The organism is Streptomyces sp. NPDC041124 (assembly GCF_055592385.1).
Window position 1 is genome coordinate 551,611 of the sequence record NZ_JBVIYR010000001.1, and the last position, 19,784, is coordinate 571,394.

13 protein-coding genes are annotated in these 19,784 nt (G+C 74.0%); 5 read left to right on the top strand and 8 right to left on the bottom strand.

The window, feature by feature from the left end:
• Window positions 1-23: 23 nt before the first annotated feature.
• The gene (locus ACZ6A9_RS02615) at window positions 24-1,211 is read left to right on the top strand and encodes a helix-turn-helix domain-containing protein (RefSeq protein WP_468976872.1); all 1,188 of its coding nucleotides are present in this window, start codon (window positions 24-26) and stop codon (window positions 1,209-1,211) included.
• A 77-nt stretch (window positions 1,212-1,288) separates the two neighbouring features.
• On the opposite strand, the gene sucD is transcribed toward ACZ6A9_RS02615, so the two are convergent.
• The 6 genes from sucD to ACZ6A9_RS02645 form a co-directional block, all read right to left on the bottom strand.
• Complete coding sequence (sucD, locus tag ACZ6A9_RS02620; protein WP_468976875.1) at window positions 1,289-2,173, bottom strand: succinate--CoA ligase subunit alpha; 885 nt, start codon at window positions 2,171-2,173, stop codon at window positions 1,289-1,291.
• A 21-nt stretch (window positions 2,174-2,194) separates the two neighbouring features.
• Entirely contained in the window at window positions 2,195-3,373 is a 1,179-nt protein-coding gene (gene sucC / locus ACZ6A9_RS02625; RefSeq protein ID WP_468976877.1) for an ADP-forming succinate--CoA ligase subunit beta, read from the bottom strand.
• 586 nt (window positions 3,374-3,959) lie between these two features.
• Complete coding sequence (locus ACZ6A9_RS02630) at window positions 3,960-5,111, bottom strand: hypothetical protein (RefSeq protein ID WP_468976879.1); 1,152 nt, start codon at window positions 5,109-5,111, stop codon at window positions 3,960-3,962.
• 162 nt (window positions 5,112-5,273) lie between these two features.
• The gene (locus ACZ6A9_RS02635; RefSeq protein ID WP_468977943.1) at window positions 5,274-6,440 is read right to left on the bottom strand and encodes a VWA domain-containing protein; all 1,167 of its coding nucleotides are present in this window, start codon (window positions 6,438-6,440) and stop codon (window positions 5,274-5,276) included.
• A 29-nt stretch (window positions 6,441-6,469) separates the two neighbouring features.
• Entirely contained in the window at window positions 6,470-8,827 is a 2,358-nt protein-coding gene (locus tag ACZ6A9_RS02640; protein WP_468976881.1) for a DUF5682 family protein, read from the bottom strand.
• Window positions 8,824-9,921, bottom strand: a complete 1,098-nt coding sequence (locus tag ACZ6A9_RS02645) for an ATP-binding protein (RefSeq protein WP_468976884.1) — start codon at window positions 9,919-9,921, stop codon at window positions 8,824-8,826. The genes ACZ6A9_RS02640 and ACZ6A9_RS02645 overlap by 4 nt, the downstream gene beginning before the upstream one ends.
• A gap of 132 nt (window positions 9,922-10,053) precedes the next feature.
• Between ACZ6A9_RS02645 and ACZ6A9_RS02650 the strand changes: the two genes are divergently transcribed.
• Both ACZ6A9_RS02650 and ACZ6A9_RS02655 read left to right on the top strand, forming a co-directional pair.
• Entirely contained in the window at window positions 10,054-11,397 is a 1,344-nt protein-coding gene (locus ACZ6A9_RS02650) for an SWIM zinc finger family protein (protein ID WP_468976887.1), read from the top strand.
• 111 nt (window positions 11,398-11,508) lie between these two features.
• Entirely contained in the window at window positions 11,509-13,137 is a 1,629-nt protein-coding gene (locus ACZ6A9_RS02655; protein ID WP_468976890.1) for a DUF5691 domain-containing protein, read from the top strand.
• A 215-nt stretch (window positions 13,138-13,352) separates the two neighbouring features.
• Here ACZ6A9_RS02655 and ACZ6A9_RS02660 read toward each other — a convergent pair whose 3' ends face one another.
• Window positions 13,353-13,769 carry a cobalamin B12-binding domain-containing protein gene (locus tag ACZ6A9_RS02660; protein ID WP_228967185.1) on the bottom strand — a complete coding sequence of 139 codons (417 nt, stop codon included), beginning with the start codon at window positions 13,767-13,769 and terminating at the stop codon, window positions 13,353-13,355.
• 395 nt (window positions 13,770-14,164) lie between these two features.
• On the opposite strand from ACZ6A9_RS02660, the gene ACZ6A9_RS02665 reads away from it, so the two are divergent.
• Window positions 14,165-15,034: an esterase/lipase family protein gene (locus tag ACZ6A9_RS02665; protein WP_468976894.1), complete on the top strand. Its 870-nt coding sequence runs from the start codon at window positions 14,165-14,167 to the stop codon at window positions 15,032-15,034.
• Window positions 15,035-15,213: 179 nt separating this feature from the next.
• On the top strand, window positions 15,214-16,878 hold the full coding sequence (locus ACZ6A9_RS02670; protein WP_468976897.1) for a M23 family metallopeptidase: 1,665 nt from the start codon (window positions 15,214-15,216) through the stop codon (window positions 16,876-16,878).
• Between the two features lie 72 nt (window positions 16,879-16,950).
• On the opposite strand, the gene pcrA is transcribed toward ACZ6A9_RS02670, so the two are convergent.
• Window positions 16,951-19,434, bottom strand: coding sequence for a DNA helicase PcrA (pcrA, locus tag ACZ6A9_RS02675; RefSeq protein ID WP_468976900.1), 2,484 nt, complete (start codon window positions 19,432-19,434; stop codon window positions 16,951-16,953).
• Window positions 19,435-19,784: the final 350 nt, after the last annotated feature.

Sequence of the window (19,784 nt, forward strand, 5' to 3'; positions counted from 1 at the left end):
TTTTTTGGACGGAGGGGCGTCCAGTGACACGGAGCCCTGCCACCCCGCTCCCCCCGCCCGGGGAACGCCGACGTCTGCGTGAGGCGGGCGCCCTGACGCGGGCTCAGCTCGCCGCGCGCCTGGGTGTACGGCCCGCGACGGTGCGTTCGTGGGAGTCCGGTCGCAGCGCCCCGCGCGGCCGGAACCTGGAGGTGTACGCGACGCTGCTGGCCGGGCTGACCGGACCGGCGGCCGCGCCCGGCCCGGGCGGTGAGCCACGGGCCATGGGTTCTGCGGCGGATCGTCAGCGGGAGGAGGGCGCGACGGTGGTGACGGCGTGTCCGGACGAGCCGGCCGGTGGCCCCCTGGGCGTCGTCGCTCCGGAGCCGTCGGCGTTCGCGCAGGCGCCCCCGGCGGACCCGGAGGTCCTGGGCGGACCGACACCGGCCCAGGCCTTCGACGCCCTGTACTCCTACTGCGCCCCCGCCCTCGTCCGGCAGACGTATCTGCTCGGCGGCCGCCGGGACCTCGCCCGCGAGTCGGTGGAGCGCGCGTTCCAGCAGGCATGGGACCGCTGGCCCGAAGTGGCCCGCGACCCGGACCCGGCCGGCTGGGTGCGCGCGGCGGCGCACGAGTGGGCGCTCTCCCCATGGCACCGCCTCCGGCGCCGCTACCGGCGGCCCGAGCCCCCGCCGGCCGATGACGACGACCGCACGCTGCTGGAAGCCCTGCTGCTCCTGCCGCCGCCGTACCGCCGCACGCTGCTGCTGTACGACGGGATCGGTCTCGGCCTGCCGGAGACGGCGGCGGAGACCGAGGCCACCACCAGGGCGGCGGCCGGCCGGCTGATGTGCGCGCGGGAGACCGTCGCCGCCCGGCTGCCGGACCTGTCCGACCCGCGGGAGCTGCACCACCGGCTGGCCGAACTGGCCTCCACCGGCCGGCTGCGCGCGGCGGAGCCGCCCGCGGTGCGCGGCGGCAGCGAACGCCGGGCGCGCTTCTGGACCGGGGCCGCCATCGCCTTCACGGTCGCCCTGATCGGCAGCACGGCCCTCACCCTGCACACGGCGCCCACCCGTTACGAGCCGCCGGTGCCGCCGGGCGAGACGGTCCGGGGCGTTCCGCCGCGGGTGGCGCCCGGTCCGCTGTCGCAGGAGCAGCGGGAGCTGCGGGACAGCCTCCGCGAGGAGCTGCCGCGCGGGACGCAGCGGCTGATGCCGCGGGCGGAGTGAACCGGTGCGGAGACGACGGTGGGCCCGTCCCCCTGCCGGGGAACGGGCCCACCGTGCGGTGCGCGGGTGCCGGTGACTCAGCCGGCGAGGATCGCGCGCGCCAGCTTCGCCGTCTCGGTCGGCGTCTTGCCGACCTTGACGCCGGCGGCCTCGAGGGCCTCCTTCTTGGCGGCGGCCGTGCCGGAGGAGCCGGAGACGATGGCGCCGGCGTGGCCCATCGTCTTGCCCTCGGGCGCGGTGAAGCCCGCGACGTAGCCGACGACCGGCTTCTTCACGTTCTCCTTGATGTAGGCCGCGGCCCGCTCCTCGGCGTCGCCGCCGATCTCACCGATCATCACGATCAGGTCGGTGTCGGGGTCCGCCTCGAACGCGGCGAGCGCGTCGATGTGCGTGGTGCCGATGACCGGGTCGCCACCGATGCCCACGGCGGAGGAGAAGCCGATGTCACGCAGCTCGTACATCATCTGGTACGTCAGCGTGCCGGACTTCGAGACCAGGCCGATGCGGCCCGGCTTGGTGATGTCGCCCGGGATGATGCCGGCGTTCGACTGACCGGGGCTGATCAGACCCGGGCAGTTCGGGCCGATGATCCGGGTCTTGTCGCCCTTCTCCACGGCGTACGCGTAGAAGGCGGCGGAGTCGTGCACCGCGATGCCCTCGGTGATGACGACCGCGAGGGGGATCTCGGCGTCGATGGCCTCGACGACGGCGGCCTTGGCGAAGGCCGGCGGGACGAAGAGGACGGAGACGTTGGCGCCCGTCTTCTCCATCGCCTCGGCGACCGTGCCGAAGACCGGGATCTCGTTGCCGTCGATGTCGACGGACGTGCCGGCCTTGCGGGGGTTCACACCGCCGACGATGTTGGTGCCGTCGGCCAGCATGAGCTTGGTGTGCTTCATGCCCGTGGCACCGGTCATGCCCTGGACGATGACCTTGGAGTCCTTGTTGAGGAAGATAGCCATGGCTGTCTGAGTCCCTCTTCCTTACTTCGCAGCCGCGAGCTCGGCGGCCTTGTCGGCCGCGCCGTCCATGGTGTCCACGCGCTGCACCAGCGGGTGGTTGGCGTCGGAGAGGATCTTGCGACCCAGCTCGGCGTTGTTGCCGTCGAGGCGGACGACGAGGGGCTTGGTGACTTCCTCGCCCCGGTCCGCGAGCAGCTGCAGCGCCTGAACGATGCCGTTGGCGACCTCGTCGCAGGCGGTGATGCCGCCGAAGACGTTGACGAAGACGGACTTGACGTCCGGGTCGCCGAGGATGATCTCCAGGCCGTTCGCCATGACGGCGGCGGAGGCGCCGCCACCGATGTCGAGGAAGTTGGCGGGCTTGACGCCGCCGTGCGCCTCACCGGCGTAGGCGACGACGTCGAGCGTGCTCATGACGAGACCCGCGCCGTTGCCGATGATGCCGACCTCACCGTCGAGCTTGACGTAGTTGAGGTTCTTCTCCTTGGCGGCCGCCTCGAGCGGGTTGGCGGAGGCCTTGTCCTGCAGGACCTCGTGCTCCGGCTGGCGGAACTCGGCGTTCTCGTCCAGGGACACCTTGCCGTCCAGGGCGAGGACGTCACCGGAGGCGACCTTGGCCAGCGGGTTGACCTCGACGAGGAGCGCGTCCTCGGCGACGAAGGTCTTCCACAGGGTGACCAGGACGTCGGCGACCTTGTCGGCGACCTCGGCCGGGAAGTGCGCGGCCTCGACGATCTCGCGCGCCTTGGCGGGGGTCACCCCCTCGTTGGCGTCGATCGGGGTCTTGGCGACGGCCTCCGGGCGGGTGGCCGCCACCTCCTCGATGTCCATGCCGCCCTCGACGGAGGCGATGGAGAGGAAGGTGCGGTTGGCACGGTCGAGGAGGAAGGAGACGTAGTACTCCTCCACGATCTCGGGGGCCGTCTCGGCGATCATCACCTTGTGGACCGTGTGGCCCTTGATGTCCATGCCGAGGATGTCCGTCGCGCGGGCGACGGCCTCGTCCGGGGTCGCGGCGAGCTTGACGCCGCCGGCCTTGCCTCGGCCACCCACCTTCACCTGGGCCTTGACGACGGACTTGCCACCGAGACGCTCAGTGGCTGCGCGGGCCGCCTCAGGCGTGTCGATGACTTCACCGGCCAGCACCGGTACATCGTGCTTGGCGAAGAGGTCCCTCGCCTGGTACTCGAACAGGTCCACGCGCTTCCGTCCCTATCAGTGATCTCGCGGTTCGTTGGATGCGTGGGCGTGCCGCGAAGGGCAACGTGACGTCCGCTGTGTCACAAGGGAGGCGCACACGGTGTCCGAGCGCGCGGCATGTCCATCTCGCAGGCTATCGCCGCTTGGGTGACCTCTCTAAATCGCGGGTCACACGTGAGCGGTGATACCTGTCACATGATGCCGCGTTCTCTGGCACGGCGTGCCGGAGGTGAGGGGCCTCACCGGGCTGGGGTCGACCCGGTGAGGCCCTGCGCACCACCCGGAGGGGGCGGCTGCCCGCCTTCCGGGGTTGCGGGGTGACCGGGCCCCACCCCAATGGGGCCGGTCGTCCCCTCCGCGAGGTCGCGCCCGGACGAGCCGACGGCTCTCGGCTGCCCGGGCCCTGACGCCCCGCGGAGACCTTTGTTACCCGTGAGTTAGGTGGGCGGGGGAGGCGGGGGCGGACCAGCACACCGGGCGGGGTGCCGCTCCGCGACGTTTTCCGCCGGGGCGGGGTGATTGTCCGCCGGGGATCACCGGCTCACGTCCTCGCGCGCACGCTTGCGCGGTGCGGGAGGGGCTGTCGTCAGGCGGGCGGGACCGGGACGTCCCGGCACCGGTCCCGGGTCCCGGACGCGTCGGCGCGCACCGTGGCGCCGGGGACGAGCCCGGGTGCGGGCCGGCGCAACGCCGGGACGGCGCCCGGGTCGCCGTGCCGCTGTGTGCCCTGGTCCGCCGTCGAACGGCCGCCGCCCAGGACGCCGTCCGGCGGGCCACCGGGCGGGGCGTGGGGGGCGAGGAGGGCGGGCCCGGCGCTCGGCGCGGGGGTGCCGTCCCGCTCGTCCCGCTGGGCGCCCTGGCCGTCGCGGCCGCTGTCGTGGGGCGCGGTGTGGGCGCGGGTGAACGGCGGGCCGTGGGGGGTGGGGCCGGTGGTTCCGGCAGGTCCGGCCGGTCGGTGCCGCGCGCTCGGGGTGCCGGAAGTGTCACGGGCTTCCGGCGCGGAATCGCCGGGCGGCGGGGAGGAGGGCCGGAGCGCACCGGGTGGGTCCGCCCCGAGGGTGCCGGGGAGGGCGGGCGCGAGCCCGTCGGACAGCGGGAGGAGATCCGGCAGCGGGAGGAGATCGGCCGGCGGCGCGGACCGCGCCGGCACGAGCGGCTTCGCGGGGGTGACGGACGGTGTTCCGGCCGTGACGGGGAGCTTCTCGGGGGTGGCGGCCAGCCTCCCGGCTGCCTCGTCCGGGCCCCCGGTCACCTCGCCCACCGGTTCCCCGGCCGGTCGCACGAGCGGCTGGTCCGCGCAACGGGCCACGGTCTCGGTCAGCGGACGGCCGGCCGCGTGCGGGCGCGGCGCGGTGAGGGCATCGACGACCGCCCCGGGTGGGGCGGAGCCGGACGGAGCGCCGGGGCCGGCAGACCCATCCGGGGCCACCCGGCCGGGCGACGAGGCCGGGTGGGTCGGCCCGATCGGTCCGATCGGTCCGACCGGTCGGGTCGGCCCCGTCGGTCCGGTCGGTACGCCCGTTCGGTCCGGTCCGCCCGGTCCGCTCGCCGCCAGTGCTCCGACGACGGCGGAGGCCTCCGGGTCCGGCGCGCGGTCCGCCGCCAGGGCCCGCTCCCCGCACAGCACTCCGAGCACGAACACCGCCCCCACCAGCAGCGCCGGCTGGACCGCACGCCGCCCGGCCGCGCCACGCATCGTGCGCGGGGCGGCACCGGGCACGGCCGGGGACCGGGGCAAGACGGGCTTCCTCCCGGACGGCGGGACGAGTGGGGACGCCGATCGGGGTCCGCGTCGAACGGCGCCGATCCTCGCACGCGACGCCCGAGCCCGCGCAAGCCCTCGGTCACCGATGGGCGGCCATGTCCGTTTTCCCCGGTCCGATCGCGGGTGCGGCGCCGGTCATCCCGTCTCCGGCACCGGCAGCGGCCGCTTCTCCATCGCCGCCGCCATCACCTCCGGGAACAGATCGGGTGTGCAGGCGAACGCCGGTACGCCCAGCGCGGCGAGAGCCGCCGCATGCTCCCTGTCGTGGGCGGGCGCCCCCTCGTCGGACAAGGCCAGCAGGGCCACGAACTCCACCCCGGACGCCTTCATCGCCGCCACCCGCCGGAGCATCTCGTCACGTATGCCCCCTTCGTAGAGGTCGCTGATCAGCACGACCACCGTCTCGGGGGGCCGGGTGATCCGCGACTGGCAGTACGCGAGCGCCCGGTTGATGTCCGTGCCGCCGCCGAGCCGGGTACCGAAGAGCACGTCGACGGGATCGTCGAGGAGATCGGTGAGGTCCACGACCGCCGTGTCGAAGGCCACGAGCCGCGTGTCCACCGCCCGCACGGACGCCAGCACCGCCCCGAACACCGCCGCGTACACGACCGACGCCGCCATCGAACCCGACTGGTCGACGCACAGGACGATCTCCTTGCGCACCGACCGCGAGGCGCGTCCGTACCCGACGAGCCGCTCCGGCACGACCGTCCGGTGTTCCGGGAGGTAGTGCCGGAGGTTGGCCGCGATCGTGCGGTTCCAGTCGATGTCGTGATGGCGCGGCCGGCTGACGCGGGCACTGCGGTCGAGGGCGCCGGTGAGGGTGGCCCGGGTTCGGGTGGCGAGCCGGTCCTCCAGGTCCCGCACGACCTTGCGCACAACGGCCCGTGCCGTCTCCTTCGTCGTCTCGGGCATGGCCTTGTCGAGCGACAGCAGCGTCCCGACGAGGTGGACGTCGGCCTCGACCGCCTCCAGCATCTCCGGTTCCAGCAGGAGCGTGGCGAGCCCGAGCCGGTCGATGGCGTCGCGCTGCATGACCTGGACGACGGACGTGGGGAAGTAGGTCCGGATGTCCCCCAGCCAGCGGGCCACCGACGGTGCCGACGCCCCCAGCCCCGCCGACCGGTCCCCGCCCGCCTTCGGCCCGTCCGCCTTGCCGTAGAGCGCGGTGAGCGCCCCGTCCATCGCGGCGTCCTGCCCGGACAGCGCGTGGCCGGTCCCGTCGGCCGCGTCCCCGCCGAGCACGAGGCGCCATCTGCGCAGCCGCTCCCGCGCGGCCGGGTCCGGCGTCGTGACCGCCATGCCCGTCTCCTCCTCCCGGTACGTGTCCGTCATCCCGCCGCTCCGGCCGGTCCGGCGCCCGCTCCCGCGCCGTCCTCGTCCGGACCGCCGAGCAGCAGTCGCAGCACCGGCAGCACGGCGTCCGCGCGGGCGGTGTCCGGGCCGGGTGCGAAGCCGGGTGTGCCGCCGCCCGTGCCCGTGACGCTCCCGCGTGCCGCCGGCCCGCGCCGGACCAGCTCGCCGAGAGTGCGCCGCACCCCCGGCTCGTACGCCGAGAACGTGCGCCGCACCAGCGGCAGTACGTCCGTGAACGCGTCCGCCGGTACGCCCGTCAGCCAGGCGTCGACCAGCGCGAGCAGCCGCTCGTCGTGGACCAGGAGCAGTCCGCCGCCGGACCCCCCGCCGACGAACCCCTCGATCCACGCGGCCGCGTCCGCCGGCGGCGTGCCCCGCGACAGCGCGAGTCCCATGAGCCGCGCCGCCTCGTCCCGCGCCAGTTGCCCGCCGTCCAGCAGCAGCCGCACGGACCGGCCCCGGATGACACCGGGCACGGTGTCCCGGGCGGACAGCGTCCGCAGCACCGACTGCCAGCGGACGCGGAGTGCCCCGTGGTCCGGTGCGGGCGAGTCGCCGAGGAGGCCCACGGCGCCGTGCACCGCGTCGACGTGGCCGCGCATCTCCTCGGCCGCGTCCGCGTCCAGTGCGGCGCAGGCCGGGGGCAGCCCGACGAAGATCCGCCCGGCCAGCCCGGAGGCGACCTCCGCCAGCGCCGCCGTGTCCGTGCCGCGCACGTCCCCGTAGCGCAGGGAGCGGACCAGGGCGGGCAGCGCCCGGGCGAGATGGCCGACGTCCGTGTCGAGGGCCGCCCGGTCGGCGAGGACCCGCATCACCGTGGGCAGCGCCTCCGACAGGCCGGCCAGCAGGCAGCGCTCGGCGAGCCCGGTGACCCCGTCGAGGCCCCGCGCGGTGACGGCGTCCGCCTCCGCCTTGGCGGTCGCGGCCATGTGGACGGTCGTCCCCCACACCCCGGCCTCGGCGACCCGTACGGACAGCTCCGGCTCCCAGCGCAGCCGCCAGCTCTCCCGGAAGGTCCCCGTGCTGCCGTGCGAGGCGGCGGGTTCGCCCCAGCCGATGCCGAGCAGCCGCAGCCGGTGCAGCAGCCTGCTGCGCTCCGCGTCGGTGTCCCTGCGCAGGTCGAGATCCAGCTCCCGCTCCGCCGCCTCCGGCTTCAGCCGCAGCCGGCGCTGGATCCGCTCCAGGTCCCGCTGCAACGGCACGGCGGGCGCCGTGGCCGGTACCTCCCCCAGGACGTCGCCGACGACCAGCCGGTCGCGCACCAGCGCCAGCGGCACGTCGGAGCCGTCGCACATCACCGCCCGCACCGCGTCCGTCGTCTCGCTCAGCCCGGCCAGCGGACGTCCGCGCATCGCCGCGAGGGTCTCCGCCAGCCGCACGGCCTCGATGACGTGCGCGGACGAGACCATCCGGCCCTCGGCCCGCAGCAGCCCGGCCACCTTGGTCAGCCAGCGCTCCACCGGCCGGTCCGGGACGTCGAACAGGTGCCCGTACCAGCCGGGGGAGTCGATGCCCGCGCCGTAGCCGCTCGCCCGGGAGAGCCTGCGGTGGGTCCAGGGCACCCAGGTCATGTCCGCCTTCACCTTCGGCAGCCCCTTCAGCAGGGCCCGGTCGGCGGCGACGGGGGACCCGCGGCGCAGCGCCGGCACGTGCCAGGCCCCGCACACCACGGCCACGCCGTCCTCGAACTCCCGCCGTGCCGCACGGATCCGCAGCCGCATGTGGGCCTCGCGGACGAGGTCCCGCTCGTGTCCTTTGCCCCCGCACTCCTCCCGCAGCGCGGTCATCGCCTCCTCCAGCGCCGTGAACGGCGCGACCGGGTCCCCCTTCCCCACGCCCCGGTGCTCGACGACGTCCTCCCACCACCGCTCGGCGTCGTCGTACCCGGCCGCCTCCGCCAGCACCCCCAGGGGATCGGTCCGCACGTCCGCCTCCGGCACGGCGCCCTCGCCGCCCGCTCCGGCTCCGGGAGCGTGCCCCTCGTCCTCCACCCGCGCCAGCGTGTGCGCCGCGGACAGGTCGATGAAGCGGGCCGGCACTCCGTGCTCCAGCGCCCAGCGGATCGCCACCCACTCCGGGGAGAACCCGGCCAGCGGCCAGAAGGCCGAGCGGCCGGGCTCGTCGACGGCGTGGGCGAGCAGGGCGACGGGCGGCCGCATGTCCTCCCCGGCAGCGAGCGGAATCAACGCGTCCGCCTCGGGCGGCCCTTCGATCAGCACGACGCCCGGCCGGGCGTCCTCCAGCGCCGCCCGCACCGCCCGGGCCGACCCCGGGCCGTGATGCCGCACCCCGAGCAGCAGCGGCTCCGCGGCGCCCGCCTTCCCTCCGCTCACGCGCCGGCCTCCCGGCAGGCCCGGTAGAAGTCCTTCCAGCCGTCCCGCTCACGGACGACGGTCTCCAGGTACTCCTGCCAGACGACGCGGTCCGCCGCCGGGTCACGGACGACCGCGCCGAGGATGCCCGCGGCGACGTCCCCGGCCCGCAGCACCCCGTCGCCGAAGTGCGCCGCGAGCGCCAGTCCGCCCGTGACCACGGAGATGGCCTCGGCCGTCGAGAGCGTGCCGCTGGGCGACTTGATCCTGGTGCGGCCGTCGGCCGTCACCCCGTCGCGCAGCTCGCGGAACACGGTGACGACGCGGCGGATCTCGTCGATGCCGTCGGGCACGGCCGGCAGGTCGAGGGAGCGGCCGATCTGGCCGACGCGGCGCGAGACGATGTCGACCTCCGCCTCCGGTGTCTCCGGCAACGGCAGCACCACGGTGTTGAACCGGCGGCGCAGGGCGCTGGACAGCTCGTTGATCCCGCGGTCGCGGTCGTTGGCCGTGGCGATCAGGTTGAAGCCGCGGACCGCCTGCACCTCCTGACCGAGTTCCGGTATCGGCAGTGTCTTCTCCGACAGGATCGTGATCAGCGTGTCCTGCACGTCGGCCGGGATGCGGGTCAGCTCCTCGACGCGGACCGTCGCGCCCTCCGCCATGGCCCGCATCACCGGACTGGGCACCAGGGCGTCCCGGCTGGGTCCTTCGGCGAGCAGCCGGGCGTAGTTCCAGCCGTAGCGGATGGCCTCCTCCGGCGTGCCGGCCGTGCCCTGCACCAGCAGCGTGGAGTCACCGCTGACCGCCGCGGCCAGGTGCTCGGAGACCCAGGTCTTCGCCGTGCCGGGCACCCCGAGCAGCAGCAGGGCCCGGTCGGTGGCGAGGGTGGTGACCGCGACCTCGACGAGCCGGCGCGGGCCGACGTACTTCGGCGTGATCACCGTGCCGTCCGGCAGGGTGCCGCCCAGCAGGTAGGTGGCGACGGCCCACGGTGAGAGTCTCCAGCGCGCGGGGCGCGGGCGGTCGTCCAGCGCGGCCAACGCGGTGAGTTCGGCGGCGAAGGCGTCCTCGGCGTGCGGCCGCAGCGTGTCCCGTTCGACAGGCACAGTCATGACTGAGTCCCCCTCCAGCTCGGCCGGTTCGGATCTGCCACCAACCGTGCACCACGCCACTGACAATCGCTCCGACCTGCGCACATGCGCCCCGCGGACCGATTGTCAGTGGTGGGATCTAGTTTCGGTGGCATGACTGAGCAGGAGGTGCGCTGGACCGCGGACCGGGTGCTGACACTGGCGCCTGACGCCGCGTCACGGGCTGCGGGGGGCGAAGTCGCCGTGGCCGGGCTGTGGTCGGGGGCCGGCAGTTCCGGCGCGGGAACGGTGTGGGGGCTGTGGTCGGGCGGTGACGGCGCGCCGTACCGGACGGCCGTCGACATCGCGGACCCCTCCGGGCCCGCGTACACGTGCGGTTGCCCGACCCGTGGGGCCCCGTGCGAGCACGCGCTCGGTCTGCTGCTGCTCTGGGCGGACGGAGCGGGGACGGTGCCGCGGGCGCCGGTGCCGGGGTGGGCCGAGCAGTGGGTCGCGGGCCGGCGCACCGGCGCCGGGGAGGGGAGCACCGCGGACGCGGCGGGCCCCCCTCCCGCGGCCGCCGCCGCGGAGGCGGCTCGGCGCAGGGCGGAGCGGCGGGCCGGGCGGGTCACGGCGGGAGCGGAGGAGCTGGAGCAGCGTCTGGCGGATCTGCTCCGGGCCGGTCTGGCCTCGGCCGGGCAGGCGGGGCACGGCATGTGGGAGGAGACCGCGGCCCGCATGGTCGACGCCCAGGCCCCGGGACTCGCCACCCGGGTGCGGGAACTGGCTGCGCTGACGGGCGGACCGGTCCGGCTGCTGGAGGAGTGCGCGCTGCTGCACCTGCTGGCCCGGGGCTGGCTGCGCCGCGACCGGCTGCCGGAAGGACTCGCCGCGACCGTCCGCACCCGCGTCGGTCTGACCGCCTCGGCGGAGGGCCCCCCGGTCCGGGACCGCTGGCTGGTCCTCGCCCAGTACGACACGGCGGACAGCCGGCTGACGACCCGCCGCGTCTGGCTGTACGGCACCGGTTCGGGGCGTACCGTACTGCTCCTCTCCTACGGCGCGGCGGGCCGCGCCCCGGAGCTGGCGCTGCCGGTCGGGCAGGCCCTGGACGCGGAGCTGTCCGCGTACCGGGGCGCGGCCGGGCCGAGGGCGGCTCTGGGGGAACGGTTCGCGGCCCCCGCGCCGACGGCCGTGCGCCCGCCGGGCACCTCGCCGACGCGGGCGATGGCCCGCTACGGCGAGGCCCTGCGCGACGACCCCTGGCTGGACTCGGTCCCGGTGACCCTGGACCGGGTGGTGCCGGCTCCGGACGGGGACGGCTGGCAGCTGGCCGACGCCGGCGGGGACACGGCCCTGCCGCTCTCCCCCACCGCGCGGACCGGGCCGGGCCTGTGGCGCCTGGTCGCCCTGTCGGGCGGCGCCCCGGTCAGGGTCTTCGGCGAGTGCGGCCATCAGGGATTCACTCCTTTGGCGGCATGGCCCGAGGGGCCCGGCGAGGTGGTGCCGCTGTGCTAGCGGTGCCCCCCGGCACCGCCCTCCTCGTCCCAGGCATCTTTCGGACATCACTGGACACTCGGACCGCCTGAGTGTCCGACCGCACCGGGATCCCCGCCGGAAAGGAAGCTCATGAGCAGGACGACCGCCGCCGTGGACGCGTCCCTCCCGGACGACTGGGAGGAGCTGGTGACCACGGCCATGCTGGGCACGGACCGGCGCACACCGGCAGGTGTCGGGCCCGGTCCGCGGGCGGCCACGGACCTGCTGGACGCCGCGGCGGCGGCGACCGTACGGCGCAGGGCGGGACTGCGGCCCGCACCGGCCGCGGAGCGTCCGGAGCCCGCGCCCGAGGAGCGGCGCCCCGCACTGCCGCCGGCCGCCGCCCGCCGGCTCGCGATGCTGCTCGCGGACCGCCCCGGCACCTCCGGCGGCGGCCGTCGGGGCACGGCACCGGACCTCATGGAGCTGCTGCCCCAGTGGCTGGCGGCGGCGAACGCCCGCGGTTTCGCGCCGCCGCCCGCCCTCCTGCCCGCCCTGCTCGACGCCGCGCGGGGACGTACGGACCTGCGCCCGGCGGCGCTCACCTTCGCGGGGCCGCGCGCGCTGTGGCTGGCCCGGCTCAACCCGGACTGGCGGTTCGCCCTGCGTTCCACCCCCGGCGGCGGTACGTCCGTACCCGCCCGCCACGACACGGACGGGATACGGCGGCTCTGGCAGGAGGGACTCTTCGCAGAACGGGTCGCCCTCCTCACCGCCCTGCGCTCCCGGGAGCCGGCCGCCGCGCGTGACCTCCTCGCGTCGACCTGGGCGACGGAGCGGGCCGAGGACCGGCTGATGTTCCTGGACTCGCTGCGCACCGGTCTGTGTCCGCAGGACGAGCCGTTCCTGGAGCAGGCGCTGGCCGACCGCAGCCGCAACGTGCGGTCGACGGCGGCGGAGTTGCTGTCGGCACTGCCCGGATCGGCCCTGGCGGAGCGGATGGCGGTCAGGGCCGGTGCCTGTGTGGCCGTGGACCGCACGCGGGAGGCGCCGACGCTCGTCGTCGAGGCGCCGCACGAGTGCGACGCGGGCATGGAGCGCGACGGAGTGGTGGCCAAGGCCCCCGCAGGCCGCGGCGAACGCTCCTGGTGGTTCGGCCAGTTGGCGGAGGCGACGCCGCTCGGCGCCTGGTCGCGCCGGCTCGGCGGGCGTACTCCCCGAGAGATCGTCGCCCTGCCGGTGGCGGACGACTGGCGGAGCGATCTGCACGCGGCCTGGTGCCGGGCGGCGGTGCGGCAGCGGGACGCCGCATGGTCCCGGGCGCTGCTCGGGGAGCCCTCCGCGCCGGAGGCGGGCGGGCCGGGGGCCGTGTCCCTGGCCGAGCGCGCCAAGCTGCTCGGCACGCTGGACCCCGGCGAACGGGCGGAGTGGGTGGCCGGGTTCATCGAGACGCACGGTCTGTCCGAGGCGTTCCAGTTGCTCGGCGTGTGTGCCGTGCCCTGGGCCGCGCCCCTCGGGCGGGCAGTGGTCGACGCGCTCAACATCGCGCGGGACGCAGGGAGTTATCCATGGAGTTTCAGCGGAGTCATGGGCCTGGCCGAACGCTGCCTGGACCCCTCCGAGGCCGGCCGCCTCGACGCACTCCTGGCCGTACCGGACGAGCCGGAGGACGCGTCACCGGGAGCCGGGGGCTACTGGTCGGAGGCCTTCCAGCGGCTGGTCACCACATTGCGGCTGCGCGCGGCGATGCTGACGGAGCTGTCACCACCGGCCCCCTGACCCGGTCCGTCCACGGCGGCCCCGCCTCCCGCGACACCGGCGCCCCGCAGCCGGACGGGACCCCCGGAGCGTGCCCGGCGGCCGGCCCGGCCGCGCGGCACGGGACCACGCGCCGGGGGCCGGCGGCGGCACGGAACAGCGGCACCCGCCGTCGTCCCGCCTCCGGCCCGGGACCGCGCGCGGTCTCCGGACGGCCGTCCGCAGGATGCGGCCGGTTACGCCCCGGCGGGCTGACGGGCGTTGGCGCGGACCCAGTCCACGATGGACGCCGTGGTCGCGCCCGGGGTGAAGATCTCCGCGACGCCCTTCTCCTTCAGCGGAGGGATGTCCGCTTCGGGGATGATGCCGCCGCCGAAGACCAGGATGTCCGCCGCGTCGCGCTGCTGGAGCAGCTCGATGACCGCCGCGAACAGCGTGTTGTGCGCCCCGGAGAGGATGGACAGGCCGATCGCGTCGGCGTCCTCCTGGATCGCGGTGTCGACGATCTGCTCGGGAGTCTGGTGAAGCCCGGTGTAGATCACCTCCATACCGGCGTCGCGCAGCGCACGCGCGATCACCTTGGCCCCGCGATCGTGGCCGTCGAGCCCCGGCTTGGCCACCACCACGCGGATCGGACCGGCTGCCACACCCATCACTGCCTCCATGAAGCGACTACATCCATCCGTATCGACCAGTACCGCACATATCGCACGGACACCCCGGCCCGAACCGGCCGGAGAAGTGAACGAACGTTATCTCCAGCATCCCGCAACCGGCAGTTTCGCGGTGCGCAGGGAGGGGGAAATCACACGGTGGGACACGTTCACCGCGCAGCGTTCCCGGGCTCCCCGGCCCGCACACCATGTGCTCGTGCGACTCATGGGCATCGGTGGGACCATGCGCATAAGGGATTCGCACCGACGTCGGCGTACCAGCGCGCCCCCTCCACCTTCCGTCCGCGCGCGCCGTCGACCGCTCTCGTAGCGACATCCCATGAGGGCACACGGGGGACGAGGCCGTCCTCGCGTGTGCCGACAGGAGGTCGGCCATGAAGGTCACCGAGGCAGCTCTTCCCTTCCTGCCGCTGTGCCGGCGTCTCCTGCCGGCCCGGCTGGCGGACCTCTCCCTCGCCCTGCTGAAGGCGACCGCCCTGGAGCTGGCCATCCTGGCGGGCCACGTCCTCCTCTATCCGGCCGGAATCATCCAGGAGCGGCGGGAACAGGACCGTCCCACGCTGCCCGTGCCGAAGGGCACCCCCGAGTTGCCGGCGGAGGCCAAGCCCCCCGTCGTGCTGCTGCACGGATTCATCGACAACCGCTCCGTCTTCGTCCTGCTGCGCCGCAGCCTGTCCCAGCACGGCAGGCAGCAGATCGAGTCGCTCAACTATTCACCCCTGACCTGCGACATCCGCATCGCGGCCGAACTCCTCGGCCGGCACATAGAGCAGGTGTGCGAGCGTACGGGCAGTCGCCGGGTGGACGTGGTGGGTCACAGTCTGGGCGGGCTGATCGCCCGGTACTACGTGCAGCGGCTGGGGGGTGACACCCGCGTGCGGACGCTCGTCACGCTCGGCACCCCGCACTCCGGCACGCGCGTCGCACCGCTGGCCAACGCCCATCCCATCGTGCGGCAGATGCGCCCCGGCTCACCCGTGCTCGAAGAGCTCAGCCGGCCGGCGCCCGGCTGCCGGACGTACTTCGTCGCCTTCTGGAGCGACCTCGACCACATCATGGACCCGCTGGAGACGGCGTGCATCGAGCACCCGGACCTGACCGCGGTGAACATCCGGGTGAGCGGCGTCGGCCATCTCGCCCTGCCCGTCCACCCGACCGTGGCGACCGGCATCCGGGAGGCGCTGGACACGGCGCACCCCGGAGAGCCGTCCACCGGCCGCGCGGGCGGCCTGACGGTGGCGTGAGGACGGGCCGGGCGCGACACGCCCGGCCCGGTTCCCCGTGACACGCGCGCCCCCGGCGCGCTCATCCGAACAACAGCGGTCCGACAGCGCCGACTTACGGCCACCGGACCCCCAAAGCCTCGAACGGGTTTCGAACAAAGAGCCAAGACCGCGCCCGCCGTCCCCCAAAACACGACCGAATGCCCGTTTCCTGCGCGGCCGAAACCTGGGGAAGATTGTCGTGCCCGCATACCGCCGGGTACAGTCGCCGCACTGCTCTGCCAGCCCCTGTTGTCGAGGCGAAAGAGAAGTTGGTGAACGACCGTCACCCGTCGGGGACCATGACCCCGGCTCCGGCTTCCGATGCCGACTCGGCGCCCTACGCGTCGTACGGCTCCCAGGAAGCCCAGTACGGCGATTTCACCGCCTACGGCGGCCACGACGCCGCCGGCTTCGCCACCACGCACTACGGCACCGGCGACCACACCACCGGTGGTTTCGCGACCGACCCCCTCTTCGGGAACCTCCCGGGCGGCGGGCAGGACCCGAGCGCGTACGACACCGGGCACTGGCCCGCGGACGGCCAGGACACCGGCCACTACGACCTGTACGCGGCGCAGCACCTCACCTCGTACGACACCGGCGGCTACGACGCGACCGCGTGGACCACCGGCGACCAGCCGATGACGGTGATCCCTCCGCAGGCCGGCTCGCCCGAGACCAGCGGCCAGTGGGACTCCGGTGCCTGGCTCCAGCCCGAACCGGCCGAGAGCCCCGCCGAGCCGGCCCAGCAGTGGGACTGGGGCACGCAGACCTTCGACAGCGGCGCCTACGACGCCACGCAGTGGAACTCCGACAGCGGCGACCCCGCCGGCCCGGCCCCCGTCTCCGACTCCTACGAGTCGCACGCCGAGGGGTACGAGCCGCGGTCCGAGTCCTACGACCAGGACGCCTACCCGCACGAGACGTACGGGCAGGACGCGTACCAGGACCCCGCCACCGACGCGCAGGCCCCCGGGGAAGGGGGCGACACCGGTGAACTCCCCGCCGTGGTGCTGCTCGACGAGCAGGAGGAGGCCCTGCCCGTCCCGCCGCCGCGCGCCGCCTCGCGCTCCGGGTCCCGCTCCCGGCGCCGGACACCCGCCAAACGCTCCGCGCTGCTGACGGTGGCCGTGCCCTCGGCGTGCGTGATGGGCGTCGCCGGTATCGCCGCCGCCTCGGTCGGCGACCTGACCGAGGACAGCGGCCAGGACACGACGACGGCGACGACCGCGGCCGACGCCCAGCCGGTGAAGCCCTCCGCCGCCAACGTCAAGCTGGACACCCAGCTGGAGAGCCTCGCCGCCGGCGCCGACGACTTCGCCGACCGGGCCAGCCGCACCCAGGAGCGCATCGACCTCAAGGCGCAGCAGGAGGCCGAGCGCAGGCGGGCGGCCGAGGAGGCGGCCCGCAAGGAGCGGCTGCGTCCGAAGTTCTCCCTCCCCGTCGCACAGCACGGCCTCAGCGCCTACTACGGGCAGTCCGGCATCAACTGGATGTCCGCCCACACCGGTATCGACTTCCCCGTCGCGTACGGCACCCCGATCCTGGCCGCGACCGACGGCACCGTGCGGACGCAGTACAACTCCGCCTACGGCAACATGATGATCGTGACCGCGAAGGACGGCACGGAGACGTGGTACTGCCACCTCTCCAGCTACCAGATCCCCTCCGGTTCGACCGTGAAGGCCGGCGACCAGATCGCGTTCTCCGGGAACTCGGGCAACTCCACCGGCCCGCACCTGCACTTCGAGGTGCGCCCCGGCGGCGGCTCGGCGATCGACCCCCTCGCCTGGCTGCGCAGCCACGGCCTCGATCCCTCGTAGGCGGAAGGCACCCGGGCACGGAACAGCATGCCCGCGAGCCCCCGCCGGGCCTCGCGGGTCATCGGCCCCCGGCTACAGCTTCTCCACCGGCGCGTACCGCAGCAGCAGACGCTTGGGCTTGGTGTCCCCGAAGTCGACGGTCGCCTCCGCGTTCGCACCCGTGCCGTTCACCCCGACCACCGTGCCGAGGCCGAACTGGTCGTGCGTGACCCGGTCCCCGACCGCCAGAGACACCACGGGCTTCTCCGCCGACCGCCGGGTGGCGAAGCCGGAGGCCCCCGAGGCCGACGAGCGGGAGCGGGACGACGACAGGGAGGCCGCGACCCCCGACACCGGCCCGGATGACACGGGCGAACTCGCCCCCGTCCGCTTCCACTCCAGGTGGGCGGCCGGGATCTCCTCCAGGAAACGGGAGGGCGGGTTGTACGACGGCTGGCCCCATGCGCTGCGCAGCGTCGACCGGGTGAGGTAGAGCCGCTCCCGCGCACGTGTGATGCCGACGTACGCCAGGCGCCGCTCCTCCTCCAGCTCCTTGGTCTGCCCGAGGGCGCGCATGTGCGGGAAGACGCCGTCCTCCATGCCGGTGAGGAAGACGACCGGGAACTCCAGGCCCTTGGCGGTGTGCAGGGTCATCAGGGTGATGACGCCCGAGCCGTCCTCGTCCTCGTCGGGGATCTGGTCGGAGTCGGCGACCAGGGCCACCTGCTCCAGGAAGTCGGACAGCGCGACCGACTCGCCCTCGCCGCGCCCCTGCTCGAACTCCAGCGCGACGGCGGCGAGTTCCTGGAGGTTCTCGATCCGGGTCTCGTCCTGCGGATCGGTGGACGCCTGCAACTCGGCCAGGTAGCCCGTGCGTTCGAAGATCGCCTCCAGGACGGTGGCCGGGCCCGCACCGGACTCGACGACCGTACGGAGATCCTCCATCAGCGTGTTGAACCGCTTCACGGCGTTCGACGAGCGCGCGGCCATGCCGTACGCCTCGTCGACGCGCTTCAGCGCCTGCGGGAAGCTGATCTTCTCGCGCTGGGCGAGGGCGTCGATCATGGCTTCCGCGCGGTCGCCGATGCCCCGCTTGGGCACGTTGAGGATGCGGCGCAGCGGCACCGAGTCCTCGGGGTTGGCGAGCACCCGCAGGTAGGCCAGGACGTCCCGGACCTCCTTGCGCTCGTAGAAGCGCACGCCGCCGACGACCTTGTAGGGCAGGCCGACGCGGATGAAGATCTCCTCGAAGACACGGGACTGGGCGTTGGTGCGGTAGAAGACCGCCACGTCGCCCGCCTTGGCCTCGCCCGCGTCGGTGAGGCGGTCTATCTCGTCGGCGACGAACTGTGCCTCGTCGTGCTCGGTGTCGGCGACGTATCCGGTGATCCGCGCGCCGGAGCCGGCCTTGGTCCACAGGTTCTTCGGGCGGCGCGACTCGTTGCGCTCGATGACGGCGTTGGCGGCGCTCAGGATGGTCTGCGTGGAGCGGTAGTTCTGCTCCAGCAGGATCGTGGTCGCGTCCGGGTAGTCCTCCTCGAACTGGAGGATGTTGCGGATCGTCGCACCGCGGAAGGCGTAGATCGACTGGTCGGCGTCACCCACCACGCACAGCTCGGCGGGCGGCACCTCGGCCTCCGGCGGTACGTCGACCGGGTGCTCCGAGGGAGTGCCGACCAGTTCGCGGACCAGCGCGTACTGCGCGTGGTTGGTGTCCTGGTACTCGTCCACCAGGACGTGGCGGAAGCGGCGGCGGTAGTGCTCGGCGACGTCGGGGAAGGCGCGGAGCAGATTGACCGTCGTCATGATCAGGTCGTCGAAGTCCAGCGCGTTCGCCTCGCGCAGCCGCGACTGGTAGAGCGCGTAGGCCTGGGCGAGGGTCTTCTCGAAGCCGTCGGACGCCTGGGCGGCGAAGTCCTCCTCGTCGATCAGCTCGTTCTTCAGGTTGCTGATCTTGGCGCTGAAGGACTTCGGCGGGAAGCGCTTGGGGTCGAGGTCCAGATCGCGGCAGACCAGGGCCATCAGCCGCTTGGAGTCGGCGGCGTCGTAGATCGAGAACGAGGACGTGAAGCCGAGCTTCTTGCTCTCGCGGCGCAGGATGCGCACGCACGCGCTGTGGAACGTCATGACCCACATCGCGTTCGCCCGTGGTCCGACGAGCTGCTCGACGCGCTCCTTCATCTCGCCCGCGGCCTTGTTGGTGAAGGTGATCGCGAGGATCTGGCCCGGGTGGACGTGCCGCTCGGCCATCAGATGGGCGACGCGGTGGGTGAGGACGCGGGTCTTGCCGGAACCGGCGCCGGCCACGATGAGCAGCGGGGAACCGGAGTGCACGACGGCGGCGCGCTGGTTGTCGTTCAGCCCTTCCAGCAGCGCCGCGGCGTCCAGCACGGGGCGCGGGGCGCCGTCGCGGTAGTAGGTGTCCCGCTCCGGCGGCACGTCGAACTTCCCGCCGAACAAGTCGTCCGGAACGGTCTCCGGCGCGTGCTCGTCCTCGGGCGGTGGCGGGGGCTCGTCCGCGGGGCCCCGCTGGGCCTGGAGGTCCGCCAGGAAGCTGTCGTCAAAGAGGCTGCTCATCGCTCTCCGAGTCTAGGGTGCCCCACCGACAACCAGGTGCCGCCCCGGAAACATCCCCCGTCATCCGAGACCGCAGGTGCCTGACCCCGGCCGTCGCGCGGACGCGCACCCTCCAGGACCGTTCCCTCACCCTGAGTGACCCGCCACGGAAGGTCACAAAAATGTATCGGGCATATCACCCATCAACCTTCACAGGGGCCACACCAGTTGGCTACGGTGCGGGCAGGCCGCTCGTCCCCCGCCGGCGAACCTCGCCGGACCGCGCGGCCTCCGCCGAGTCCGTCACTGTCCGCCGCGACAGCCGGAGCCGGGGACCCACCGAATCCCTGGGGTGAATCGGCCCACTCCCG

Bases quoted from the DNA above. Each gene is read 5' to 3' on its own strand.
- ACZ6A9_RS02670 (WP_468976897.1), top strand. From the start codon at position 15,214: ATGCCCGTTTCCTGCGCGGCCGAAACCTGGGGAAGATTGTCGTGCCCG.
- pcrA (WP_468976900.1), bottom strand. From the start codon at position 19,434: ATGAGCAGCCTCTTTGACGACAGCTTCCTGGCGGACCTCCAGGCCCAG.
- ACZ6A9_RS02645 (WP_468976884.1), bottom strand. From the start codon at position 9,921: ATGACTGTGCCTGTCGAACGGGACACGCTGCGGCCGCACGCCGAGGAC.
- ACZ6A9_RS02650 (WP_468976887.1), top strand. From the start codon at position 10,054: ATGACTGAGCAGGAGGTGCGCTGGACCGCGGACCGGGTGCTGACACTG.
- sucD (WP_468976875.1), bottom strand. From the start codon at position 2,173: ATGGCTATCTTCCTCAACAAGGACTCCAAGGTCATCGTCCAGGGCATG.
- ACZ6A9_RS02660 (WP_228967185.1), bottom strand. From the start codon at position 13,769: ATGGGTGTGGCAGCCGGTCCGATCCGCGTGGTGGTGGCCAAGCCGGGG.
- ACZ6A9_RS02655 (WP_468976890.1), top strand. From the start codon at position 11,509: ATGAGCAGGACGACCGCCGCCGTGGACGCGTCCCTCCCGGACGACTGG.
- ACZ6A9_RS02635 (WP_468977943.1), bottom strand. From the start codon at position 6,440: ATGGCGGTCACGACGCCGGACCCGGCCGCGCGGGAGCGGCTGCGCAGA.
- ACZ6A9_RS02665 (WP_468976894.1), top strand. From the start codon at position 14,165: ATGAAGGTCACCGAGGCAGCTCTTCCCTTCCTGCCGCTGTGCCGGCGT.